Here is a 21,679-nt window from a genome sequence, read left to right as displayed (position 1 = left end):
CAGGAGGATAAAAAACAATGGAATCGACCGAACAATTAGAACAGCATGTAAATCAATTAAGAAATACACTTTATGAATTCGAAAAGAAGATGGAACGCAAATTTTCGATTGAGGAATGGCGGTACCTTCTGGAGAACGGATTAAATAGTCTTTTGAGCACACGTGAAGACACACAGCAAATGATTTCAAAGCTCTCCATTCGAACGAAAAAAAGAGCTACTCGTTGGAAGCTATCATCTGGAGTTGTCTATGCGATTCCTTTACCTCGACTTGGAGGGTATGGATATGCAGAAATGAGAATCTCTAAAGATGAGAACCATGAGACTGGAAAACTAGAGTCTATGGATTACATCCAATACTATAATCTTAGAACAGAAAGAATTCTTTCACTTCATGAGTTAGATAAAAAAAATCCTGAACCTTGTATAGTCATTAGAACGGGTCACTATGGTATAAAAAATCGGGAATGGATTGTACTTGGAAGACGCCATCGAGAAGAAGGAACATTTTCAACTCCGTTGTTATTTGACACTTTAGAATCGAATGATGAAGAGTATTTCATCACGAAAGGCTTATGGGGAGAGAAAATTTTTGTGGATGAAAAAGAGGCTAAAGCAGTCGTAAATCCATATGGTTCAAGTGGGGATATAGCTGCTGTTTACAAATACGAAGAACGATTAAAAGAAATCAATGACAATTTGAAATGACTTTGGGATCACAGATTGGTTTAGAAGTATTAAAACGATACTCAAACGGAGGTTGATTTAATGAATTATCTTGATCATTTAGAACAGCATTGCGGAGAATTCACGGAAGCATTTCCAATCGAGGAACTTGAACAAAAGAACGTCCAAATCTTGAAATTCAAAGATGCACCATTTAAGGAAACCTATACGATTGCATCCCTTGGATTACTTTTTCATCCACTCCAAACGGAAGATGATTCACTGATGCATCAAGAAATAATGATGTCAGCAGAACAACCAGACGTTCAGGACGAGATCATTTATTTACTCTGGCAATTGGCTGAGTACGCTATGAGAACAGGACATGCATTTATTGCAGCAGAATATTATCCACTCCCTGAAGGAATATTTGAAAAGTATCAGTTCTCCTCTGTTTATGTTACAAGTCCTGTGTACTTTGATGAATCCTTCTTCCTATTTGAAACAGATTCTAATGTTGGGAATGAGCCAGATACCGTATTGCCAGTCTGGTTCGTACCGATTTTTGAATCTGAGGAGAAATATATTGAAAAGTATGGAGCAAATCGATTCGAAGATCTTTTGTTCGAGACAGATGAGTTAGTAGATTTTAACCGTAAACCATTCGTGTAGATGATTATTGATAGCTATTTGAAAGATAGAACATCGATCATGCACGATCTGATAGAAAATCCTAGAGGTTTAGAGAATAATGGAGGATCAAATGAAGACGCCTCGTATACCTGACATCATATCGAAATTAGAATTGGTTTTAGAAAATAAACTTTCTAGAGAAGAAGTGTCTGATTGGGCTTATAAATGGATGATGGTTTTAGAAAATAAAGAAGGATGGGAGACTACAGATTACGATGTTTTAGTTTTTCAAGGCTTAACTACAGTGTATGGCATGGACTTACTCAATAGCCCTACCGAATATCTGCACTGTGAGGAAGATATCCGTGATTGGGTGAAAGAACTCCAAAAAATCGAGAATAACGATCATCAGAAGCTTAGAAAGAAGTTTAACTAAAGTCTTGATATATCGCACAATGACAGTAAATCATCTAGTGGATGCTTGAACTCCTCAAGTGAATTAGAAGAATTTCCATAACTGTTTTAAAAACAGGAGGTATGAATGAATAAGAATCAAATCATGGATTCAGGATGGAATCGTCAAACCATATGGCAGGGATGTATACTCGCTTCAATCGCTCATGCTATCTTTGTCGCAAACAACCCCGATTTTGCTTATGAGCATTCGTGGGATGGTGATCATTACAGTACGAATGATGGTCAAGGCTGTAGAGGAACAGTATCATTTGGACCGGATTTTTTTGTGGCGGGCTTTCGAAACGAAGATTTTTTTGAAGAGACTGTAGAAGCGAATGACTTGCTAATCGAAGCACCAGAAAAAGTACAAAAAACGGCTATAGATGATACTTTTCAATATCTATTAGATGATATTGAAGGAGTCGTTTTCCCGGTCGTCACTACTGTCTTGTGGGGAGATGATCGTCTAATTTTTTCTAGTCATCAATACGAAGAAATGATGGATCGGGGATCAAGACTATTAGAAATACAGGCATCGGGTTACGAAGCTGGACTGGCATATTGGGAAGAGTACTACGAGCTCACAGAACAACAGCTGGCGCTCCTAGAAACACTATATCACCTGAAAATAGAGAATCCATCTCAAGCTATTACCTTATCGCATGAGGACATTCAAGTATTAGATACGAGTGATATGGAAGGAATTGAGGAGAGTACAACTTCTTTTGATGAGATTGCTATTCATTGGCCTGATGATGTTTCTAACTAATCTATTCACTTGCGTAATCTAGTTATGATTGCAAAGAAGCACACATCGTAAAAGAGATGTGTGCTTCTATTTTTTAATACTAGATGCGTGTAGCTTACATCCTTTAATTCAGTAGTAGTAGTGTTTAGTACATATTAAAAGTGACTACTTCGAGGATGTTTAATTTGTCTTATATATTTAGAATAGTTCAAGTAATAAAGAAAGAGCTTTGTTTTAGGATTATTGAAGCAACTCTATCGCATATGTTGTCATTCTAAATCAAGTTCCTTCATCATGTCGTCGAAAGAGATTGCTTCTGATTTTTTACGATATGTTGTCATGGAATCATGATAGAGTTTTAAATCTATTTCGCCTTCGATACGGTCGATGACGACATCGCGAACGAGTGTAGAAATCGTGATGTTATTTGCCTTTGCGTATTCTTTTATGAGTTGTGCATCCTGATCATCCAAACGTATGGAAATGGTACTCATGATTATCAGCTCCTCTGTATTATATTGTAATACAGATTAAGCTTACACATCATAATCGGAAATTATTAAAAATATCCGATGTAGTTTTTTCCTAGGCGTAGCTTTACGTTATTTTATTTTGTTGCCTCTGCTTCATACTTCTCTAAAAATTCATCAACAGAGACCTTTTCATTTACTTCACTCGTTGATTTACTCGAGGAAATAGTGTGAGATGATCCTTTTAAATCATCTGGACTTGATTGGATTTCAAGCACTAATGTATCACCTAAACCCGTTTCAAGCCCACTTCCGAATTTGAAAGTTCGTGTTACATAAGCTTCAGCATAATTTCGTTGATTTTCAGAGTACACTTTTACGTTAGAAATCTTATAACTAAATGAATGTAGCTGTTGTTTATCCACTTTTGTACTAGATAGAAAAATTAATACAGCCTCGTCGCGTGAAGATAATCTGGATTGATTGGTGTGTGCTAACGGCGTATTGTTTAAAAAATCAGCTTTTTGTTGCTCCAGGACGTTCGTGAAAAAAATGAGGGCTTGCTCCTTTGAAATCGTGCTTTCAGATTTTTCCTGTGAAATATTAGAAGTCGCTATTGCGTTACTGATCAAAAAGCCAGAAGATAGAAGTACACCTAAAGAGAGTGATAATAAAATAGTTTTCTTCAATATCAAAACCTCTTTCTGTTGTATGGATAATGTTACTATATAACAAAAAAAACCAAAAAAGGAAAGGTTGAAAAAGATGGGTAAATCGAATTCTAAGAAAAAGAACAGAAAGAAAATAGTCCTGATATGTTTCGGAACGCTAGCCATCATCGTACTACTCATGCCGATCCTATCACCAGTTCTGTTTACGGATGCTTCGCCGAGAGGTGCTCTAAGACACGAACTTTATAAAGAAGGCTATTTCTATCAAAGTTACTTTGCAATCATCACGGAACAAGATCCACAAGCAGAGCGTTACCATATGTTTTGGTACCATTGGAAAAGTGAAACAGGCGGAACTCCTTTTGTCTGTTATTCGAAGAAGGTGAGTGAAGAAAAGTATGCGGTCTCTTGTGGTACAGGTCCATGACCTGATTTTTTTCGGACAAGAATCTTACATAAGAAAAGTGAATACATCAATGCGAAATAGGAGTGCAGACTGGTGCGATGGATGCGTACATAGTTCTGCATTCCTTTTGTAAAAAAGAAGATTTAAAAGAAAAAATCATACATAGAAAATTTTTCAATGAAACTTAATTAAGGAAAATATCGTAATTAATAGTTGTATAATAACTTCATGAAACAAATATATTCAAAGAATACATATGTCGGAGGAGACGTCGATGGTGGTACCGTTTCTTGGCCTTGGTGTCGGGATATTCTTGTTGACGTTAGGCATCTATTTCATCCGCTCGAAGCATGCGAAAAAGACACCGCTAGCGGGACACGGGGATAGCGTCGACACGGTGGATTCATTTGGACTCAGTATCATTCTGTCAATTGGCGTCATCCTATTTTGTTCGTTGACCGTCAGACATTATGGTTATGTCTGTGTCTTAGATGGACTGTTCATACTATATGTGGTCAGCGCAGCATGGTGAGACCTATGGGAATGTAGAAGGTAAGATAAAGGGAGCACAAATCATGATTCAATTAGTAAAACAAATCGACGATCGTGTGTATCACATCGTCTTTCACCAAGAGGGGCGCACTTTATTCTGCCGGGAAGGTGTTGCCCGAAAAGAGCAGGCAATCGATAGCGAGGATATGATGGAAACGAATGAAGAGTCTGCAACGAAGCGGGTTGTTTTTAAAAATCCGTTCCTCGCGTATCGTCAGAAAAAAACGTGGGTTCGTGAAAAATTAGACGATGGTTACATCCGGTCACCTTTTGCTCTGTCTGAAGCGATGGATTTTCGAGCCGACCGACGCATCATAAAGTTGCGTATTTTAAGCGCTCTATTGATCTTGTTCAGTGGATTACTGACGCTGACTGATATCTTGCCAATCCCAGGATACATAACACTCGTCGTTCTGATGATTTTCTGGCCGATGCATCTCGAAGGGAAATCTGCACGTGCTCGCATGTATCGCTGGTCAGGAGCACTTTTCATGTTCGCCTTAGCGGGCTCATCGAAAAACTATTTATCACCGATCAATCTCTCGATTAACGGAGCGATCTGTCTCATCTCAGGATTCATTCTCCTGTTGTATGCGTCAGAACAATTACAGGAACTTGCGACGAAAGGAATCACATATCATGACGAATCAACAAATGAAGGTGATTGAACTCAAGCGCGACAATGGTCAAACGACCGACTACTGGGTCAGTTACCGGATGGGGCGCACGCTGTATCAGGTATCCGTGCAAGAGCAAGCGGATGGTCAAACGGATGAAGGGGAGGTCGTCAAAGAACGTTTTCCGTTTTATTTCGGGATGAAGAAACGAATGCTAGAGTTAGCAGAAGCGAAAGCAGCCCTTGGGTTTCGACCGTTGACCGAAGCGGAGAAAGCAGCGCCCGTCATCGAGGAAGAGGAAGCGCAGCTCGATCCTGCATTCTTTAAGCCCGCTATTAGGTACGCCTGGTTGATGCTCGGTCTCGGCATTATGCTCTTCTTTCTTCCTTCGCTGATCCTGAACGGACTCGCGTTCGGACTCGGCTTATACGTCTGGTATGAGACGTTCGAACAGCCAGGAATACCGCGCAGCTATCAACGATATTTCCACGGGATGCTCGCGGGATTGACGATCTTACAGGTGCTATCAGCGTTAGAGTTCGAGCGCGTCGCGCAACCGTACTGTGCGACGATTTGTGTGATTTCTGCGATCGTACTAGTGCTGCTCGTCGTTCAGCACCGCTTGAAAGAGACCGATCAAATCGGTCAGGAGGAAAGTGTTCGGGTTAGGAAAATGAAGGACTATCCTGATTTGGATCTTTAAAAACTCATTCACTTAACTTTTGGAAGACTTGAAAATTTTATGATGCTGTAAATATAGGTATCATTTAAACTTTTTTAGGCATTCTACAGAAGAGGAGAGTAAATAATGGACGTCATCCCGAATGATCAATTGATTTTAGAAATGATCTTGCTTGTCTGGGCGATCGGTGCACTTGTCATCATTATTACGCAAGCACGAAACACAAGAAGTGTAAAAGCGAGTCTGTTACGATGTACTATCGTGAATCTTGTATATACAGTTATCATTTCGCTAACGTGGTTTTACGCAGTGGCTATCGATGGATTCAGTCAGGTGTTTGGTGTGTATTTCTTTGTGGGGATGTTTTTGATTCTCGAGATTGTATTCCTTGTTGTTCTCTTGATTGTCAAACGCAAAAAATCAACTGTCTCATGAGGAGTAAAGGAAGGTCAGTTAACAATCATAAAAAAGACTTAGTTTACATAATGAAGTAGTAGAAGGAACGCATCTTCTTCTACTTTTTTTGTAATTATGCAATCGATTGCATTCGTATGCTCACTTAACATCCAGGAAAAGGAATCATATTTCTTGCAAAAAACTAGTTTTTATTTCACACGATTTATGCAAAAATAGAACACAACAAACTGCGAGAATTTTTAGAAAAGTGAATGACTAGACTATTCATCCTTTTGAGTAGAAGAGAGAAGTCATCGTTTTTCGAATTCTAAATAACTTATTTTTTGTAAGCCTGGAGGGGAACGTATGAAATTGTTGAAGATGTGGAACCAAATCAGTTTAGTGAAACAAATCGCGATTGGCTTGATCGTAGGGATTATTTTAGCCGTCACGATTCCTGAAGTAGCGAGTTCTTTGACCATCTTTGGAACATTATTTGTTTCCTCACTAAAGGCAGTCGCGCCGATTTTGGTCTTTTTCCTAGTTATGGCTTCGATTGTGCAACACAAAAAAGGTCAGCAAACGAACATGAAATCTATCGTCTTCTTATATCTGCTCGGTACATTTTTAGCGGGTGCGATTGCGGTCGTCGTCAGTTTCTTGTTCCCGGTTACGATTACACTGACAGAAGGCGCAGAGAAGCTGTCCGCTCCTGGAAACGCCATCGAAGTCCTTAAGAAACTTGTCTTGAACATGGTCGACAACCCCGTTAATGCGCTCATTCAAGCGAACTACATCGGAATTCTGACATGGGCGATCGTCTTAGGACTCGCATTAAAAAATGCTTCCGACACAACAAAAACGTTCATCTCGAATTTCTCAGACGGTATCGCTAAGATGGTCGGTTGGATCATCAAACTCGCACCCCTCGGGATCATGGGTCTCGTCATCGGTTCAGTCACAGAGAATGGACTTGGTTCTCTCGGTAAGTATGTAGGATTATTGGGCGTGTTAATTGGTACGATGCTTATCGTCGCACTCATCGTTAATCCATTGATCGTATTCATCAACGTCCGTCAAAATCCATATCCGCTCGTCTTTAAATGTCTACGTGAAAGTGGCATCACGGCATTCTTCACACGCAGTTCTGCAGCGAACATCCCAGTCAACATGGAATTGTGTAAGAAGCTCGGTCTCGATAAAGAGACATACGGCATCTCGATTCCGCTCGGTGCCACAATCAACATGGCAGGTGCGGCGATTACGATTACGGTTCTAACACTTGCTGCCGTCAATACGCTCGGGATTCAAGTCGATATTCCGACAGCCATCATCTTGAGTGTACTCGCTGCGGTCTGTGCATGTGGAGCGTCAGGTGTCGCTGGCGGATCACTTCTCTTGATTCCACTTGCATGTAGCTTATTCGGAATTCCGAACGATGTCGCGATGCAAGTCGTTGCCGTTGGTTTCATCATTGGGGTGTTGCAAGATTCATTTGAAACAGGACTCAACTCTTCGACAGATGTTTTGTTCACAGCTACAGCGGAATATCGCAAACGCTTGAAAGAAGGCGAGCGTTTCTCAATCAATCGTCAGTCGATGAATGATGAAGTAGCTGAAAAAGTCGTTAACGGCTGATCAGCTTCTCAATTATCATCATGATCTAAATAAGAAAAGGCATCCTAGCTGAGGATGCCTTTTCTTATAGACAAATTAACCTTCTCCTAAAGCAACGTACTTTTTTAATTTCCCGTTGAAGCTGACTAGCAAAATCTCATTTCTTTCTTTAGTAGAGTATAGGACGGTACCCTTAGAGAGCTTCGTAGCAGTCCCATTATCAAAATCGTCTTTATCCGAACTTCTTCTTTTAATTTCTCCGACTTTTTCCTTCTGAGTGACTTCGGTTTTTTCTGCCCATGCTACATCTGATTGGTAGATCGTATCATTGAATTGAAAAATGTCTGCTTTAGAATCTTCGCTCAATACTTCGGATGCCATCGGTTTTTCACTAGTACTTTGCATATTCTCTTCGTTATTACAAGCAACTAATATCCATACCGTCATAATCGAGAAAGCACAAGATAAAACGACTTTTCTCATGACACGACCTCTTTCCCATTTGTATGTTATTCCATGCCGATAAATGTTAACGTCAACTGCTTTTCACGGTCGCCATCCCATTGAACAGTGGTTTCCTCTAGTCTAGCAAATTCGGATATCTGTTCTACTCAGGATTCTATAAGAAAAGGAAATCTGTTTTCAGGATATCCAGCGTCCGATCTGCTCACCCATCTTGACGCTACGTTCGTTGCCTGGTGCGAGTTCGACGGTGTCCGGTGGCAAGACGAGGATGACAGTCGAACCGAACGAGAAGTAGCCGAACTCTGCACCACGCTCCAGTAGTCGTCCTTGATGTGTCTGAACAATCGTATTGACGTTCAGCGCACCGACCATGACGTGCTCGATCGCGCGGTGATCGACTTGCAGACGCGTGACCCGACGATAGTTGCGTGTCAGCGGACGTTTGCTGAATCGTAGTCCCAGGTCATTGACGGGTGCCGATTCTCGCCCCAGTGTATGACTCGTCGTGATTTCGCCCGTGACTGGCGAGTGGACACGGTGGTAGTCGGTCGGACTCAAATAGAAAATCAAAGCTACACCGTTTGCGTAATCCTGGGCGCGTTCGCTCGAACCGATCAGCTCAGCAACGGTATAGTCCTGTCCTTTAATCGTAAATCGACTATCTTGCGTTAATTTCGGAACGATGGAGAGGACAGCGTCACTCGGACTGACGAAGGCATCCGACGCGGTTGCGATTGGTCGCATACCGGGACGTAACTCGCGTACGAAACAATCGTGCAGCGAGGTAAACGAATCAACAGACTTCAGCGCTTGATCCGTCTGAATGTGATAGGTGCGAATGAAAGGTCGGATGAGCGGTTTACTAAAGCGACTCATCGCAAACCGTTTTAGTGTGTTCGCAACAACTGGTCGAGCATTTAAGTGGACGATCGTATCAAAGATGGCTTTCTTCATGAGGTAAAAAAACTCCTTTAAGTTGTAATCTACCTCTTAGGATACGGTCGAATTCTGTTGATAGACGGAGTCGTTTTCTTAAGTTTGTCTTAATAAAAACACGTACCGAAGATGCGGCACGTGTCAGAACGTCATGATTTTCGAGTCAACAAATAGAGTAGAGGTCCGAACGCACCAATCGCGAGGGTGATGATTGCCCAAAGTGGAAAGCTTCGTCCCGTACGACGTGTATCATGACGGAGCCAAACGATGATGAAGAGGGCGCAGAGAATCAGGTCGACGAAAATCTGGAGAGTCGCCGTATTTTGTGTCGCTTCCGCAAAGATGCCAAGTACACCAAAATCAATTATCGAAAACGCAGTTAAAACAGCGAAAGCGATCGTAATGATGAGTAATACAGGTTTCAGGATGGTGTCTACAAATGAAGCTTGAGATTCTTTCATGAAGGATCCTCCTTGAAAGTGTAGTGGTTACTACAAATAAATGTAGCATGTACTACAATCGAACGTCAATCGAGGATACGCAGAAGGAAAGTTATTACCCTGATCCGTCAAATAACGAAATGTGATGCTGTTAAATTTGGTATAATACGGAAAAAGAAACGTAGGATGACGAGAAGGGACGGAGCGAACATATGAAGGTAAAGCGATTGCGAACAATCTTCGCCTGTAGTGCGGCTATAGCCGTATTGATGAGTGGAGCAAGTATCGGAAGTGGAAACAGTCTTGTCGAAGCAAAAGTGGTCCAGACGAAAAAAGCGTTCGATTATAAAAAATACCGCGCCGATCAATTGAAGGTCATCACGAAGTACGGCAACATCTTATCGGATCTTAGCTCCAAATCCCCAATTAAAATTCCTTCTTATTATCAAAATGAAGCGTATCGGACTGCGGTCGAGCAGTATAATCCGAAAACAGAAAAATACGATTCAGATAACGTGAAGGAGTCAAGAAAAATCAGAGCGATGCGAGTCGATCTAAAAGCAGTCGATACATCGTCTGAGAAAAAAGCGTTCGATAAACGAATGACCGCAATGAAAAAAGAAGTCAAACGACTCGTCAAGGTCGAGCAGGCATTAACGAAGGAAAGCAAGCCACTGTATCAAGAAGTCATGGATTACGAGCGACAGCAAATGGAAGCGTTCGTCGCCCAATATGGACCGATTGATCCGGCTTTGACGTTGATTAAATCACTTCCTTATGTACAAGAACTCGAACGAAAACTGATCAAGAAAAAAATTAGTAAGCAAGACCGGGCAGAGCGCGTGGATCAGGCAGCTGAAGCGATGGTACGAGAACGTGAGGCGTCGAGTGGACGCGTCGGACCGGAGCGTGGGAAAATGACGATCTTGATTTACGAGAATAAATTCGAGGAAGCAGCAGCTGTCTTTGAAGAAGCGAAACAGCTGACGAAAGACGAGAACGTCCGACTCGATCTTGCTTTTACGAAGATCATCAATCGGTTTTTAAAATGAAGCATCCTTTGTGGATGCTTTTTTGCGTAGTGTCCGTTTCCTAAAATCGAGTATGATGGAAAGGGAAGGAGTCGATCGGATATGGATAAGTTTGAACAGAAGCGACAGGACTATACGCATCACATCGCAAAAGCGACGTTAGCTTCAAGCATCAAGGAGATGAGTCTGAAGAAGATGGCGACCGCTGCCGGGACGAGTGACCGGATGCTGATGCATTATTTCAAGGATAAACAAGACATCGAGACCGCGGTGTTGACTGCGATCAGTCAGGAATTGATTGACTTGCTGCAACAACCGGATCTAAAACTCGAGTTTACGGCATTCGTCCGTTTTTTGCGACAAGCGATCGATGAACCACGAATCAAGCCGTACTTAAATCTCTGGTTCGAGATCACCCATCTCGCGACGAGTCAGGGGGAACCGTATACGTCGATCACGCGGACGATCGGAGAATCGTTCGACGATTGGATTAAACAGATTTATGTGCCAGCAGAAGGAGAAAATGTCGAACAGCAGACTGCGTTATTGTTCGTCTTCACGGAAGGGCTCGTCGTCTTGAATAAAATCGGCTTACAAGAGCGGATGGACGCTGCGGTTGAAGCGATGATTGATCTATACGAAAGAGCATGAATTTCATAAATCATCTTCGATTTCAATCCATACTTGATAGAATACCTCTGTATCGAGTGGGAAAATCGCGGTATGAATTCGAAATTCAGAGACTTGTGCTAAATAAAAGGCAAGAATCGTAGCAACCTTAAAGTCTGGCGTACCATAACCAGTAATCGACCGACCGTGGATCTCATTTGCAATCGAGTCTGCCCAAACTTCGGCTTCACGAAATGTCTCGAACTGCATCATCTCTTCCTTCCAACGAATCGCCATCTTCACGTCCTCCTCTACTGTAGTTAATGTTAGTATATGGAAGAAATAGTGTGTTATTTAAGGGGGAACGTCAAACATGAGTCGTTTTGGAATACATCAGGAAGCAATCAATCCACCGCTCGGTGCCGCCTTCATCGGTTATCACCGAGGAGTTGGTGTCGCAAGCATACACGATCCGCTATTTGTCACAGCGAGTATCTTTGAAAGTGAGCAGGCGACATCGGTTTTCGTCAGCATCGATAACATCGGATTACTCGTCGCAGATACCGATACTATCAGTGAAGGCATCGCGGACCAGCTAGACGTGTCGAAGGAACAGATCATGGTCGTTTACACGCATACACATTCAGGACCAGCGACAGCAGGAAACGAACCATTGACCGTCGCCTATAAAACGATCTTGACGCAACAAGCGATCGTATCTGCTGTTAAGGCGAGTGAAGCGATGCAACCGGTCGAGATGGGGTGGAGTGTGACTGAAACTCGGCGTCAATCGACGAGAGAAAAGGAATGGTCACGCGGTGATGGGAACGGATCCTATGGGTGCGACGGATGACCGAATCGGAACACTGTTGGTTCGACGTGCCGATAATGCGAGTCTCGTCGGAGCCTTCGTTTTCTGTACAGCGCATCCGAACGTCTTGAAATCAGATAGTGTCGTCTTATCCGGAGATTACCCTGGCGTCGCTCGAACGATACTCGAACAGGCACTCGGCTGTCCAGTCGTGATCGTCCAAGGGGCGACGGGGAACATCAATGCGAAATATCGCGGTGACCTAACAAGTCGACAGAAGATGGCGTTCGCTTTAAGCGGGCACGTCTTAACGATGGTCCCAGACGTGTCGTATCAACCGTTAACGCACCACCGGATTCAGTCGGTAATCTACCCGATGCGCTTAACAGAAGTACCGGCTACGAACGAATTACAAGACATGGCAACTTACGCTGAACAGACATGGGGCGTCAGCGCAGCACGCTGGTTGGCGTACGTTCAAGAACAATCGGGAGCAACTCTATCGATCCCGATCGAAGTCCAGTTACTTGAATTAAACGAAGGTTCATTCTCAGGTATACCGATGGAGCCGTTCTGTGAAACAGCGTTACAGATTCAACAGATCCGTCAAACGGAACTCGCATTCTTCGGAGGCTATACGAACGGTTACATCGGTTACTTGCCGACAGCGGAAGAACATCCGTATGGTGGGTACGAAGTGGCGATCAATCCAGTCGTCTACGGTCCAGTGACGGGTCTTTGGATGCCGCCTGTACCGGAAACCGGAAACAGCGAATGAAATCGTGAGGCACATCCGACAACTCTATGAAACGAACAACAACCCGGCTTCTCTCGTCTGAGAGACCGGGTTGTTATGATTACGATTTGATTTTTTTGATGATCCAGAATAAAGCGAAAACAAATCCGCATGTTAGGAAGATGAATAAAAAGAACAGAATGAGTAAGTTAGATAGATTTAACATCAAAGACCTCCGTCAATATGTATAGCTGATTTTCGAACTTTCGAATAGTAATGGAGTAACATAGCAATTAACAATATATAGGGAAATGACTTATTGTTTTTGATATTTCTTAAAGGGATTACTTGTTATATGAACGAATAGTTATTTTATTCCATTTTAAAAGAGAGGGAAATATCATGATCATCAAAAGATTTATTCTTAGTGTTATCATCACTTATTTATTCCTCAGTTTGCTTTTATCCTTCAGCATCGGATATACGATTGATTGGATTCCGGAAGCAACTTTAGCTCAAAAGATAAAAGGGTACGCCTTTGAAGGGTTCACTCGGTTTAATTTTATTAAAGTTTTAATTGCTGTAGGTGTAGGTACTTTGTACAGCCTACTCTACCTAAAACCAAGATTACCGAGTTCCCCAAAGCGTTGATTTCCTTTATTTTGAAACTTTTCTTTGTTAAGTTCGTTTATTAAAATGTGAACGAGTCAACGTATTGGGGGAAATAAACATGAAAAAGACAGTTGGTGCAATCGTATTAGCAGGCGGCATGATGATACTCGCTGGTTGTGGAACAGCAGCGACACAAACCGATTTATTTAAACAACAAGGTACATACCTAGGAGATAATAGTAGCGTGCGAGACATCGTCCAACAGCTACCGCATGGCGATCAGTTGAAGAAAATGGAACTGTCGACGAAGGATAAACCGTATCAACTGATGTTACGTTATGCCGGATACGAAGAGGGACAGGTCGAACAAAAAAGCAATCGTACGGCAATCTACAATGCAACAGCACTGTTCACATTGATTCCGAATGTCGACCAAGTAAACATGACGATCGAGGATGCTTCGTATTACTTTACGAAACAACAGTTGCGCGATTGGTATGGAAAAGACTTTACGACGTACGATAATGAGAAAGCGCTGAAGGCGTTCACGAAGCCATATATCGAAGATGAACTGAAAGTTAAAGAAATACTAAATTGAAAAGAAAAAGTGGAAGTAGATGAATTTTCATCACTTCCACTTTTTTATACGATTAATTATTTTCCTGGCTTCGTTTTATAGAAGCTATAGAAGACGCTGATCAAGATGACGAGGACGATCGTACCGAGCGACATCCAGATTGGCATTTTGTAGACATCACCGAGAATCATCTTCGCTCCGATGAAGACGAGCATGAAGCTGAGACCGTGTTTCAAGTAGTAGAAACGATCGATCAAGTTCGCGAGGACGAAGTAGAGACTACGGAGTCCAAGGATTGCCATGATGTTCGCATAGAAGATGATGAACGGATCACGCGAGTACGCGAAGCTTGCTGCGACCGAGTCGACGGCGAAGACGATATCCGAGATCTCGATGAAGATGAGCGCGATCAAAAGTGGCGTGAAGAACAGTTTCCCATCAATTCGTTTTGCGAACTTACCAGACGAGATGTCTTGTGTGATTGGTAAACGTTTCTCTAACCAACGAACCGTTTTGTTTTCTTCGAGCGACGTCTCTTGACCGATGTTCTTATACATCATCCAACCCGTGTAGACGAGGAACGCTCCGAAGATGTAGTACACCCAAGCGAAGTTCTCAAGCAACGAAACACCAGCGACGATGAAGATGACGCGGAAGAAGATTGCACCAAGAATACCCCAGAATAAGACTTTGTGCTGGTACTTCAATGGAATCGCGAAGTACGCAAAGACAAGTGAGAAGACGAAAACGTTATCGATCGCGAGAGCCTTCTCGATGAAATAAACGCTCGTATATTCGACAGCAGCGGCGCTACCTTGGTCGAAGTAGAGCCAGCCTCCGAAGGCGACGGCAATTGCGATCCAGACGAACGTCCACGTCCAGGCCTCCCGAAGCGAAACTTCATGTGCCTTACGATGGAAGACTCCAAGGTCAAGGGCGAGCATGATGAAAACGATGGCTAGAAAAGCAATGAGTAGTGTCAACAGCGCTTCCTCCTTTAAGGTAATTAGTTATCTTGAATTTATTATAAGTTCATAAGAACTCGAAAGTAAAGGGGTAAATGTGCTCTTTTTTGAAATTGTGAACAAAATCCGCCAAAGGCACTGTTCATGCGAACAGTGCCTTTGGCGGATTACGTGAGTGGTAGAGAATGCAGTTCAACATACAGAGCGAGAGTATCGATGATTGTAGCCGAGCTCATCGTACACTCATGCGATCGTTAAGCATAAAAATCTTCTTTTACTGCCGTTCGAGACGACGTGAGACACCAGTCAAGATGACGGCAAGAATGACCATGATACCGCCGACCCATGGCGTGTGGACGAGTCCGATCGTATCGGTGACAAGACCACCGATCGTTGCGCCAAGTGCGATGCCGATATTGAAAGCTGCAATATTTAAGGCAGAGGCGACATCGACTGCTGCTGGGACGTATTTTTCAGCCAACTGGACGATATAGAGCTGGAGTCCGGGGACGTTCATGAAGGCAAGAAGTCCCATTAAGATAATACCGATGATGCCAGCGACCTTGAACGGAATCATGAATGAGAGGGCAATCATGACAATGGCATGGATGATGAACATATAAAACAATGCTTTAATCGGGTTACCGTTTGCAAGTTTTCCGCCAACCGTATTCCCGATTGCGACGGCGATTCCGTAGACGAGCAGAATGATACTGATTAAGCTTGGATTAATTTTCGTGACGTCCTGCATGATCGGTGTCAAGTACGTAAAGGCGACGAACGTTCCACCATAACCGAAGGCAGTGATCAAGAAGCCGAGCATCAAGCGTCCGTTCGTCAACAGTTTGAACATGTCGGAGAACTTCGCAGGTGGTGATTGTTTCAAGTCTTTTGGAATCAAGAAGAAGCTTGCGATGATCGCAATGATTCCGAGTGCAGCAACCGCGAAGAACGTCGCGCGCCAGCCGAACGATTGACCAATAAATGTACCAAGCGGGACACCCGTGACGGTCGCGACCGTCAGACCGGTAAACATCAAGGAGATGGCACTTGCTTTTTTATGCTCCGGTACGAGCTGGACAGCAATCGTCGCACCAATCGAGAAGAAGACACCGTGCGAGAACGCCGTGATGAAACGGGCGACGATCAACAATTCAAATGTCGGTGAGATGGCGGAGATCAGGTTACCGGCGATGAAGACGACCATCAATGCCATCAGTAACGTTTTCCGGTTCATCCGGTTCGTCAGTGCCGTCAAAATAGGTGCTCCGACGGCAACGCCAATTGCGTAACCAGAGATGATGAGACCAGCGAGTGTGATACCGATATTTAAGTCACGAGCAATCGCTGCGAGCAGTCCGACGGGAACGAATTCCGTCGTACCGATCCCAAAGGCGCTGATTGCTAGAGCGAGCAGGGCAAGTCCGCCGTTTCTTGGAGCCTGTTCCTCCTGTACCTGTTGATTTAATTGATTCATGGGGATTCCTCCTAAAATGATTTCAGTAGGGATCGTATTCAGTGGGCCCGACCAAACATGATCCGATTGACATGATCCCAGCATAACGGGGGTTGTTCCTTTCGGGAAGTACGTACTTTAAAGTGCGATAGGCACTAAAAAGTACCCTACTCGTTCTTTTGGATGCAAGGTCTAAAAGGAGATTGTACTTTCCGTTGACAATTGCTATCATATAGCCAGCCAATCCGCTTGGGAAGTACGCACTTTCAAGTACGATAGGCACTAAAAAGTGCCTATGTTCTCAACGGAATCTCGAAAGGATGGATCATATATGGCATACAATATCCCGGTCGAAGCAACTCTAGAAGTCATCGGTGGAAAGTGGAAGGTCGTCATCATGTGTCATTTAATCAAAGGCGAGCGTCGGACAAGTGAGCTCCGCAAGCTGATGCCGACGATCACGCAAAAGATGCTGACGCAACAATTACGGGAGTTAGAAGAAGACGGCGTCATCATCCGGACGGTCTTTGAACAAGTCCCACCGAAAGTCGTCTACTCGTTATCCGAGTACGGCTGGTCGCTGAAGCCGATTCTTGACGCGATGTGTGCGTGGGGAGAAGGACATATCGATTTGACCGGTGGAGAGGTCATCTCGTCATGACGAACAAAAGTGAGTCTCACTCGAGACTCACTTTTTTAAATACATAGGCAAAGTGGGGGAGAAAGATGGAGCAATCAATCATTCGGTTCGATTCGATTACCGTTAGTTTTGAGGATAAAGCAGGTAGACGCCAGTCAATCAATGAGTTTGCACAAGGATTTGAGCATGGTATCTTGTTTTTCGGTCATCCGCCGGAAACCAATGATATCAAAGTCGTCCTTGATCTGAAGACAAACTTTGGTGAACGGACGTTTCGGTTTAACTTTTGCCGAATGGACCGTGCAATCGGTCATTATTTAATCGATGGGTTGGTCTGGAAATGGGTCATCTTGTGGGAATGGTATTACCAGGAGAGTTATCAATCGGGTGAGTCCTATCATATCAATCGTCCAAAGGAAGGACTTCGTGATTTTTATCGACAAATCGATATACAAAATGAGACATGTTCAAATAATTATTTTGAGTCGGGCATTTACGAGGAGGACGTATCGTGTACGGATAGTTATACAAATTTTGAGAACCTAGATTGGGTCACCGAAGGAGATCCGATTAATACATTAGAACGGATGCGGAACCAAGGTGTCTTTTTCGAGTATTATTTTAAAACCTGGATTGATTTAGAGCATTCATTGCCCGCGATTCGACGCGTCATGGATGAATTGTATGCACATACACCTGAATAATACTTGAATGAAACGAGCACCGCTCCCTCTGTCATTGACAGAAGGAGCGGTGTTTTAGTTAAAACGCTTTACGTTGACCTTTTAGAATCGTCTGTTGCAGAGGACCAAAATCTCCTGGGACCGTCCGTTCCATGAACAGGTACGGTTTTCCATCGACGATGAATTTTCGATCTCCAAGATACTCGAAGTGGCGACCGTCATCCTTTAGTCTTCGCTTAACAGCTTGAATATGGTCTTCATGATGGATGAACCGCTCATTAAACGTTATGACGATGTTTCCTTTTTTGAATCCGAGTAAGAAGACATAGTAGAACCAATAGCCAACGAGACAAACACCAACGGCCAATAACAAATCAAACATGTGTGTCGAGCTCCTTTCGTGTATACAGATTTTTACGAATATTTATGTAAAAAGATTCAATCAATTTCAATTAAAAGTAAAAAAGTATTCATCCGAAGATGAATACGCGTTATTTTTGAGCGATGTATCTCTTTTGATTGAAATCATATTTAAATTCAACGATCATCCAATCATCACCCGTAGGATTCCGATACGAGTAAAAGAGTGATGTCTGTTTTTCTGGATATTCGACTGTACTGTCATTATAGGCTTTTCCGATCTTAGAGTAATCTTCTGTGCGGTGAGCCGTCATGACACCTAGCCCCTTACCAGAAAGAATACGATCGAATTCAGCTATCGTCATGCCTGGTTTAAATTTCTTTCCAGGTAAGAGTCGCTTTTTCGAAGGCGTTTTAGGGGTGTATTCCTTTTGCGCAAGATATAACGTGTGACCTTTTTGTTTCGTTTTGAAGATCAGATGCATGCGCTGTAAAGACCAATGATCGTTTTTTTCATCGTACGGATAAAATGAGAAAGCGTATAAAGCATAGTCGTCTTTGATCTCACTCAATACTACCTTATGATTGAGTGTCGTGACGCCGTGTTCTTTCTTTATGTATTTCTTATATGATTTTCCGTAGAGCGACTTTGCGACGTCTGTCGCGGTCATACCGAGTTTTAGTTTTTTGTACGACGTATATTCCTTTGTCGCCGCGTCGACAGAATGAGGTGCGAAAATAGCACCAATCATCGAAAGCGTGATCAGAAGCGCGAAGAGTACTTTCAACTGAAGAAGGTGTAATTTTTTCGTACGTGCCATCATGATTGTATCTCCTTTGACAAACTTATTAAAAACCGTGCGTTTCTTTTCGTTTAAGATACCAGAGAAGTCCGAGGGCAATAGAAAACCCAATCGCACCTATGATTCCGATGAACAGGAGACCAATGAGATCATTACCGATATTCTTTTGAAAAAAATAGGATGAACCAAAAATCGCAGTTGTAATCATGAAAATGTTGCTTAGGTGGCGAAGTACTTGGACTATCGTGGAGAACCCCTCTTTCTTAGTCTTTTGTTCGACGGATCTCGGTCGCGACAATCGAATCCTTTTCAAACGTCACTTGAATCGTATCACCCGTCTGAATGGCAACCGTGTTATCCGTTTTGCCATAGACGATCGTGTCCGGCGTGATGCGAATCTCCGTCAATGCATATTGCTCGTCCGGCTTTTGTTCACTCGGAGCGACGAATAACGTATCCCCTGTAACTTTCTCGACGATATGTGTATCGTTCTCGTGTGTACAGGCACTAAGCGGCATACTAAGGAATAGAATAAAAGCGAAAAGCCACCGACGTGTCGGCATGAACCAGGCACCTACTTTCGTCAGTTAATAGGGTTAAATGAAATCTTATTATTATATAAATTTTACCAGTTGCGATACTGATTGATGCGAATTAAAAAAACTTTCATACTCCAAAACAACAGGAATTCGGATCGAAATCGGCGTATGATTAAGGGAATACCATCATCTCGATCAGAGGAGGAAATACGATGAAGGCAGCCATCTGTACCCGCTACGGATTCCCTGACGTCTTGCACATCACAGAGGTACCACGCCCGGTTCCAAAATCAAACGATCTACTGATTAAAGTATATGCATCTGCCGTCCATTCCGGAGATCGTCGCATGCGTTCGCTCGATGTTCCGCTGTTGGGGAAGCTTCCGATGCGCCTAGCTGTTGGCTTTAAGCGACCGAGACAACCAATTCTTGGCGTTGTTCTTGCCGGTGAAGTCGTCGAAGTCGGTCAGGACGTCAAGCAGTTTCAAGTCGGAGACCGTGTCCATGCCTTGACCGGATTTGGTTTCGGTGGATACGCCGAATATGCGTGCGTTCCTGAGAAACGTTGCATTGCAAAAATGCCGCAGTACGCATCGTACACGGAAGCGGTCTGTCTCCCGTTCGGTGGTACGACGTCGCTCCATTTCTTCCGGAAACTCCAAATCGATCAGATGAAGACGATTTTAATTTACGGTGCGTCGGGTGCTGTTGGTACGGCTGCCGTTCAGATCGCCAAAGCAAAAGGGCTGCAGGTGACGGCTGTCTGTAGTGGACGAAACGCGGAGCGGGTCAAAGCGCTCGGTGCCGATCACGTCATCGATTATACAAAGGACGGCTACGATGGATTGTTGCTGAAGTACGATGCCGTCTTCGATGCGTCCGGAAAGATCAATAAGACGCAAGCGAAACGGCACGTCAAACAAAACGGTGCCTTTGCATCCGCCGCGGGGCAAGGTGTGGCGAGAGAACGGAAAGAGGATCTACACTATTTAAATGAACTGTTTGAAGCTGGACGATTTAAAGCCGTCATCGACCATATCTACTCGCTTGATGAGATCGTCGAAGCCCATCGTTATGTCGATACCGGGCAAAAATTCGGTAACGTCGTCGTGTTAATAGCAAACGAATGATTCATCGAACCACCTGGGTCAGGTGGTTTTTTTATGTTTATCCAATATATGTTAAAATGAAATAGGCTATTTTAAGGATGGGGGATATAGCGATGATGAAACAGATTCATGCGTTTGAGACAAAAACGGACTATGACAAATACGAAGCGGTCACGTATCGCTTTCAAGCACGGTTAGACGAGTATCAAACGATCTTACAAGAGACGTATCAACTGATCGACGTGCCGAAAGGAATCGTTTGGACGTCAGCGGAACTCGCGACGACCGTCTTCTCGGACATTCCGATTCCAGCATTTACGAATAAGGACTTGATCTACATATCACCAGACGTTGCAGAGTGGCGGACGTTATTTTTGTCTCAACTCGACGGGAAGGACGTACCGCATATTCGAGCGTTCTACGAAACACTCGCGGAAGATCACGTCTTGACGATTGCTGGTCATGAACTGACGCATCACTTGGATTTGTTCGTTGATGAATTCGACGATGAGAGAGCAGACGGGATCTGGTTCGAAGAGGGAATGTGTGAGTATCTGCCCCGGAAGCACCTGTTGTCGGACGAAGCATTCAAGCGAATTACGACAATCGAGACAGAGCTGGTCGAGCTCTTTCAGGAGGAGTATGGAGCGCGCTCGATTGATCAATTTGGGAGTGCCTCCTATGCCGGTAGTCTGTCGAGTATCATGTTTGATTATTGGCGGAGCTTTCTCGCGATCCACCATCTCATCGAGGAACGATATGACGGGGACGTCTTACGTGTTTTTGAAGCATATCGGAACTGGCATGAACAGGGGCGGATCGTGCCACTATCGGAATACTTTAATCTTCAGACGGTAAGACGCTAAGCTGTGTTTGTAGTGGAGGAGGGCTTATGAATCGTTACAGTATTTTTTCGTTAGCTGCATTCATCTGTTTTTGTTTCTTATTTTTTCTGATGAAGAGCGGAGTCAGTCTGAAAGGGTTTGGAACTGTC

Annotated in this window: 29 protein-coding genes and 1 pseudogene; 19 read left to right on the top strand and 11 right to left on the bottom strand. The window is 43.5% G+C overall.

What is annotated here, in order from left to right:
• The first annotated feature begins 17 nt into the window (after nucleotides 1–17).
• The 4 genes from B3G15_RS15770 (at nucleotide 18) to B3G15_RS15755 (ending at nucleotide 2,523) form a co-directional block, all read left to right on the top strand.
• Complete coding sequence (locus B3G15_RS15770; RefSeq protein WP_290722302.1) at nucleotides 18–707, top strand: hypothetical protein; 690 nt, start codon at nucleotides 18–20, stop codon at nucleotides 705–707.
• Nucleotides 708–767: 60 nt separating this feature from the next.
• Nucleotides 768–1,337: a suppressor of fused domain protein gene (locus tag B3G15_RS15765; protein WP_290722300.1), complete on the top strand. Its 570-nt coding sequence runs from the start codon at nucleotides 768–770 to the stop codon at nucleotides 1,335–1,337.
• A 79-nt stretch (nucleotides 1,338–1,416) separates the two neighbouring features.
• Nucleotides 1,417–1,734 carry a hypothetical protein gene (locus B3G15_RS15760; RefSeq protein WP_290722297.1) on the top strand — a complete coding sequence of 106 codons (318 nt, stop codon included), beginning with the start codon at nucleotides 1,417–1,419 and terminating at the stop codon, nucleotides 1,732–1,734.
• Between the two features lie 105 nt (nucleotides 1,735–1,839).
• A complete protein-coding gene (locus B3G15_RS15755) occupies nucleotides 1,840–2,523 on the top strand; it encodes a hypothetical protein (RefSeq protein WP_290722296.1) in 684 nt (227 codons plus the stop codon).
• A 248-nt stretch (nucleotides 2,524–2,771) separates the two neighbouring features.
• On the opposite strand, the gene relB is transcribed toward B3G15_RS15755, so the two are convergent.
• Both relB and B3G15_RS15745 read right to left on the bottom strand, forming a co-directional pair.
• Nucleotides 2,772–2,996: a type II toxin-antitoxin system RelB family antitoxin gene (gene relB, locus B3G15_RS15750; protein WP_290722294.1), complete on the bottom strand. Its 225-nt coding sequence runs from the start codon at nucleotides 2,994–2,996 to the stop codon at nucleotides 2,772–2,774.
• Nucleotides 2,997–3,109: 113 nt separating this feature from the next.
• On the bottom strand, nucleotides 3,110–3,661 hold the full coding sequence (locus tag B3G15_RS15745) for a hypothetical protein (RefSeq protein WP_290722292.1): 552 nt from the start codon (nucleotides 3,659–3,661) through the stop codon (nucleotides 3,110–3,112).
• 76 nt (nucleotides 3,662–3,737) lie between these two features.
• On the opposite strand from B3G15_RS15745, the gene B3G15_RS15740 reads away from it, so the two are divergent.
• The 6 genes from B3G15_RS15740 to sstT all read left to right on the top strand — a co-directional run bounded on the left by B3G15_RS15740 (nucleotide 3,738) and on the right by sstT (nucleotide 7,934).
• Nucleotides 3,738–4,070 carry a hypothetical protein gene (locus B3G15_RS15740; RefSeq protein WP_023468073.1) on the top strand — a complete coding sequence of 111 codons (333 nt, stop codon included), beginning with the start codon at nucleotides 3,738–3,740 and terminating at the stop codon, nucleotides 4,068–4,070.
• Between the two features lie 253 nt (nucleotides 4,071–4,323).
• On the top strand, nucleotides 4,324–4,581 hold the full coding sequence (locus B3G15_RS15735; protein ID WP_035397751.1) for a hypothetical protein: 258 nt from the start codon (nucleotides 4,324–4,326) through the stop codon (nucleotides 4,579–4,581).
• Nucleotides 4,582–4,624: 43 nt separating this feature from the next.
• On the top strand, nucleotides 4,625–5,269 hold the full coding sequence (locus tag B3G15_RS15730) for a hypothetical protein (RefSeq protein ID WP_290722290.1): 645 nt from the start codon (nucleotides 4,625–4,627) through the stop codon (nucleotides 5,267–5,269).
• Nucleotides 5,241–5,921, top strand: a complete 681-nt coding sequence (locus B3G15_RS15725) for a hypothetical protein (protein ID WP_290722289.1) — start codon at nucleotides 5,241–5,243, stop codon at nucleotides 5,919–5,921. The genes B3G15_RS15730 and B3G15_RS15725 overlap by 29 nt, the downstream gene beginning before the upstream one ends.
• Nucleotides 5,922–6,026: 105 nt before the next feature.
• Complete coding sequence (locus B3G15_RS15720; protein WP_050677746.1) at nucleotides 6,027–6,335, top strand: hypothetical protein; 309 nt, start codon at nucleotides 6,027–6,029, stop codon at nucleotides 6,333–6,335.
• A gap of 327 nt (nucleotides 6,336–6,662) precedes the next feature.
• Nucleotides 6,663–7,934 (top strand): serine/threonine transporter SstT, encoded by a 1,272-nt coding sequence (gene sstT / locus B3G15_RS15715; protein ID WP_069940532.1) that lies wholly within the window; start codon nucleotides 6,663–6,665, stop codon nucleotides 7,932–7,934.
• 75 nt (nucleotides 7,935–8,009) lie between these two features.
• On the opposite strand, the gene B3G15_RS15710 is transcribed toward sstT, so the two are convergent.
• The 3 genes from B3G15_RS15710 to B3G15_RS15700 all read right to left on the bottom strand — a co-directional run bounded on the left by B3G15_RS15710 (nucleotide 8,010) and on the right by B3G15_RS15700 (nucleotide 9,775).
• Nucleotides 8,010–8,396, bottom strand: a complete 387-nt coding sequence (locus B3G15_RS15710; RefSeq protein ID WP_290722287.1) for a hypothetical protein — start codon at nucleotides 8,394–8,396, stop codon at nucleotides 8,010–8,012.
• 159 nt (nucleotides 8,397–8,555) lie between these two features.
• A complete protein-coding gene (locus B3G15_RS15705; protein ID WP_290722286.1) occupies nucleotides 8,556–9,332 on the bottom strand; it encodes a phosphatidylserine decarboxylase in 777 nt (258 codons plus the stop codon).
• A gap of 131 nt (nucleotides 9,333–9,463) precedes the next feature.
• The gene (locus B3G15_RS15700; RefSeq protein WP_290722285.1) at nucleotides 9,464–9,775 is read right to left on the bottom strand and encodes a DUF2834 domain-containing protein; all 312 of its coding nucleotides are present in this window, start codon (nucleotides 9,773–9,775) and stop codon (nucleotides 9,464–9,466) included.
• Nucleotides 9,776–9,981: 206 nt separating this feature from the next.
• Here B3G15_RS15700 and B3G15_RS15695 point away from each other — a divergent pair, with 206 nt between their 5' ends.
• Nucleotides 9,982–10,806 (top strand): hypothetical protein, encoded by an 825-nt coding sequence (locus B3G15_RS15695; RefSeq protein WP_290722283.1) that lies wholly within the window; start codon nucleotides 9,982–9,984, stop codon nucleotides 10,804–10,806.
• Between the two features lie 81 nt (nucleotides 10,807–10,887).
• Nucleotides 10,888–11,436: a TetR/AcrR family transcriptional regulator gene (locus B3G15_RS15690; protein ID WP_290722281.1), complete on the top strand. Its 549-nt coding sequence runs from the start codon at nucleotides 10,888–10,890 to the stop codon at nucleotides 11,434–11,436.
• 3 nt (nucleotides 11,437–11,439) lie between these two features.
• Here B3G15_RS15690 and B3G15_RS15685 read toward each other — a convergent pair whose 3' ends face one another.
• Nucleotides 11,440–11,685 (bottom strand): hypothetical protein, encoded by a 246-nt coding sequence (locus B3G15_RS15685; RefSeq protein ID WP_290722328.1) that lies wholly within the window; start codon nucleotides 11,683–11,685, stop codon nucleotides 11,440–11,442.
• 82 nt (nucleotides 11,686–11,767) lie between these two features.
• On the opposite strand from B3G15_RS15685, the pseudogene B3G15_RS15680 reads away from it, so the two are divergent.
• The 3 genes and pseudogenes from B3G15_RS15680 (at nucleotide 11,768) to B3G15_RS15670 (ending at nucleotide 14,151) form a co-directional block, all read left to right on the top strand.
• Nucleotides 11,768–12,983 (top strand): annotated as a pseudogene (locus B3G15_RS15680) (alkaline ceramidase).
• Between the two features lie 360 nt (nucleotides 12,984–13,343).
• Complete coding sequence (locus B3G15_RS15675) at nucleotides 13,344–13,592, top strand: hypothetical protein (RefSeq protein ID WP_290722280.1); 249 nt, start codon at nucleotides 13,344–13,346, stop codon at nucleotides 13,590–13,592.
• A gap of 79 nt (nucleotides 13,593–13,671) precedes the next feature.
• Nucleotides 13,672–14,151 (top strand): DUF4825 domain-containing protein, encoded by a 480-nt coding sequence (locus B3G15_RS15670; RefSeq protein WP_290722279.1) that lies wholly within the window; start codon nucleotides 13,672–13,674, stop codon nucleotides 14,149–14,151.
• A 56-nt stretch (nucleotides 14,152–14,207) separates the two neighbouring features.
• Here the strand turns inward: B3G15_RS15670 and B3G15_RS15665 are convergent, their stop codons facing one another.
• Together B3G15_RS15665 and B3G15_RS15660 are read right to left on the bottom strand one after the other, a co-directional pair.
• Nucleotides 14,208–15,113 (bottom strand): TerC family protein, encoded by a 906-nt coding sequence (locus B3G15_RS15665; protein ID WP_290722277.1) that lies wholly within the window; start codon nucleotides 15,111–15,113, stop codon nucleotides 14,208–14,210.
• 256 nt (nucleotides 15,114–15,369) lie between these two features.
• Nucleotides 15,370–16,572 carry an MFS transporter gene (locus B3G15_RS15660; RefSeq protein WP_290722276.1) on the bottom strand — a complete coding sequence of 401 codons (1,203 nt, stop codon included), beginning with the start codon at nucleotides 16,570–16,572 and terminating at the stop codon, nucleotides 15,370–15,372.
• Nucleotides 16,573–16,882: 310 nt separating this feature from the next.
• Between B3G15_RS15660 and B3G15_RS15655 the strand changes: the two genes are divergently transcribed.
• Together B3G15_RS15655 and B3G15_RS15650 are read left to right on the top strand one after the other, a co-directional pair.
• Nucleotides 16,883–17,212: a winged helix-turn-helix transcriptional regulator gene (locus tag B3G15_RS15655; protein ID WP_290722274.1), complete on the top strand. Its 330-nt coding sequence runs from the start codon at nucleotides 16,883–16,885 to the stop codon at nucleotides 17,210–17,212.
• A gap of 65 nt (nucleotides 17,213–17,277) precedes the next feature.
• The gene (locus tag B3G15_RS15650) at nucleotides 17,278–17,895 is read left to right on the top strand and encodes a hypothetical protein (protein ID WP_290722273.1); all 618 of its coding nucleotides are present in this window, start codon (nucleotides 17,278–17,280) and stop codon (nucleotides 17,893–17,895) included.
• A gap of 58 nt (nucleotides 17,896–17,953) precedes the next feature.
• Here B3G15_RS15650 and B3G15_RS15645 read toward each other — a convergent pair whose 3' ends face one another.
• From B3G15_RS15645 to B3G15_RS15635, 3 genes are all read right to left on the bottom strand, one after another.
• The gene (locus B3G15_RS15645) at nucleotides 17,954–18,256 is read right to left on the bottom strand and encodes a hypothetical protein (protein WP_290722271.1); all 303 of its coding nucleotides are present in this window, start codon (nucleotides 18,254–18,256) and stop codon (nucleotides 17,954–17,956) included.
• A gap of 109 nt (nucleotides 18,257–18,365) precedes the next feature.
• Nucleotides 18,366–19,058, bottom strand: a complete 693-nt coding sequence (locus tag B3G15_RS15640) for a hypothetical protein (protein ID WP_290722269.1) — start codon at nucleotides 19,056–19,058, stop codon at nucleotides 18,366–18,368.
• Between the two features lie 242 nt (nucleotides 19,059–19,300).
• On the bottom strand, nucleotides 19,301–19,600 hold the full coding sequence (locus B3G15_RS15635; protein ID WP_069940550.1) for a hypothetical protein: 300 nt from the start codon (nucleotides 19,598–19,600) through the stop codon (nucleotides 19,301–19,303).
• 188 nt (nucleotides 19,601–19,788) lie between these two features.
• Between B3G15_RS15635 and B3G15_RS15630 the strand changes: the two genes are divergently transcribed.
• On the top strand, nucleotides 19,789–20,706 hold the full coding sequence (locus B3G15_RS15630) for an NAD(P)-dependent alcohol dehydrogenase (protein ID WP_069940551.1): 918 nt from the start codon (nucleotides 19,789–19,791) through the stop codon (nucleotides 20,704–20,706).
• Between the two features lie 92 nt (nucleotides 20,707–20,798).
• The gene (locus B3G15_RS15625) at nucleotides 20,799–21,551 is read left to right on the top strand and encodes a collagenase (protein WP_069940552.1); all 753 of its coding nucleotides are present in this window, start codon (nucleotides 20,799–20,801) and stop codon (nucleotides 21,549–21,551) included.
• The last annotated feature ends 128 nt before the right edge of the window (nucleotides 21,552–21,679 follow it).

The organism is Exiguobacterium sp. UBA1053 (genome assembly GCF_002316465.1).
Lineage (GTDB): Bacteria > Bacillota > Bacilli > Exiguobacteriales > Exiguobacteriaceae > Exiguobacterium_A > Exiguobacterium_A abrahamii.
The sequence above is the reverse complement of the archived record's forward strand: the minus strand, read 5'-3'. Positions and strand labels throughout refer to the sequence as shown.

Bases quoted from the DNA above. Each gene is read 5' to 3' on its own strand.
- B3G15_RS15770 (WP_290722302.1), top strand. From the start codon at position 18: ATGGAATCGACCGAACAATTAGAACAGCATGTAAATCAATTAAGAAAT.
- B3G15_RS15765 (WP_290722300.1), top strand. From the start codon at position 768: ATGAATTATCTTGATCATTTAGAACAGCATTGCGGAGAATTCACGGAA.
- B3G15_RS15760 (WP_290722297.1), top strand. From the start codon at position 1,417: ATGGAGGATCAAATGAAGACGCCTCGTATACCTGACATCATATCGAAA.
- B3G15_RS15755 (WP_290722296.1), top strand. From the start codon at position 1,840: ATGAATAAGAATCAAATCATGGATTCAGGATGGAATCGTCAAACCATA.
- relB (WP_290722294.1), bottom strand. From the start codon at position 2,996: ATGAGTACCATTTCCATACGTTTGGATGATCAGGATGCACAACTCATA.
- B3G15_RS15740 (WP_023468073.1), top strand. From the start codon at position 3,738: ATGGGTAAATCGAATTCTAAGAAAAAGAACAGAAAGAAAATAGTCCTG.
- B3G15_RS15735 (WP_035397751.1), top strand. From the start codon at position 4,324: ATGGTGGTACCGTTTCTTGGCCTTGGTGTCGGGATATTCTTGTTGACG.
- B3G15_RS15730 (WP_290722290.1), top strand. From the start codon at position 4,625: ATGATTCAATTAGTAAAACAAATCGACGATCGTGTGTATCACATCGTC.
- B3G15_RS15725 (WP_290722289.1), top strand. From the start codon at position 5,241: ATGACGAATCAACAAATGAAGGTGATTGAACTCAAGCGCGACAATGGT.
- B3G15_RS15720 (WP_050677746.1), top strand. From the start codon at position 6,027: ATGGACGTCATCCCGAATGATCAATTGATTTTAGAAATGATCTTGCTT.
- sstT (WP_069940532.1), top strand. From the start codon at position 6,663: ATGAAATTGTTGAAGATGTGGAACCAAATCAGTTTAGTGAAACAAATC.
- B3G15_RS15710 (WP_290722287.1), bottom strand. From the start codon at position 8,396: ATGAGAAAAGTCGTTTTATCTTGTGCTTTCTCGATTATGACGGTATGG.
- B3G15_RS15705 (WP_290722286.1), bottom strand. From the start codon at position 9,332: ATGAAGAAAGCCATCTTTGATACGATCGTCCACTTAAATGCTCGACCA.
- B3G15_RS15700 (WP_290722285.1), bottom strand. From the start codon at position 9,775: ATGAAAGAATCTCAAGCTTCATTTGTAGACACCATCCTGAAACCTGTA.
- B3G15_RS15690 (WP_290722281.1), top strand. From the start codon at position 10,888: ATGGATAAGTTTGAACAGAAGCGACAGGACTATACGCATCACATCGCA.
- B3G15_RS15675 (WP_290722280.1), top strand. From the start codon at position 13,344: ATGATCATCAAAAGATTTATTCTTAGTGTTATCATCACTTATTTATTC.
- B3G15_RS15670 (WP_290722279.1), top strand. From the start codon at position 13,672: ATGAAAAAGACAGTTGGTGCAATCGTATTAGCAGGCGGCATGATGATA.
- B3G15_RS15660 (WP_290722276.1), bottom strand. From the start codon at position 16,572: ATGAATCAATTAAATCAACAGGTACAGGAGGAACAGGCTCCAAGAAAC.
- B3G15_RS15655 (WP_290722274.1), top strand. From the start codon at position 16,883: ATGGCATACAATATCCCGGTCGAAGCAACTCTAGAAGTCATCGGTGGA.
- B3G15_RS15650 (WP_290722273.1), top strand. From the start codon at position 17,278: ATGGAGCAATCAATCATTCGGTTCGATTCGATTACCGTTAGTTTTGAG.
- B3G15_RS15645 (WP_290722271.1), bottom strand. From the start codon at position 18,256: ATGTTTGATTTGTTATTGGCCGTTGGTGTTTGTCTCGTTGGCTATTGG.
- B3G15_RS15640 (WP_290722269.1), bottom strand. From the start codon at position 19,058: ATGATGGCACGTACGAAAAAATTACACCTTCTTCAGTTGAAAGTACTC.
- B3G15_RS15635 (WP_069940550.1), bottom strand. From the start codon at position 19,600: ATGCCGACACGTCGGTGGCTTTTCGCTTTTATTCTATTCCTTAGTATG.
- B3G15_RS15630 (WP_069940551.1), top strand. From the start codon at position 19,789: ATGAAGGCAGCCATCTGTACCCGCTACGGATTCCCTGACGTCTTGCAC.
- B3G15_RS15625 (WP_069940552.1), top strand. From the start codon at position 20,799: ATGATGAAACAGATTCATGCGTTTGAGACAAAAACGGACTATGACAAA.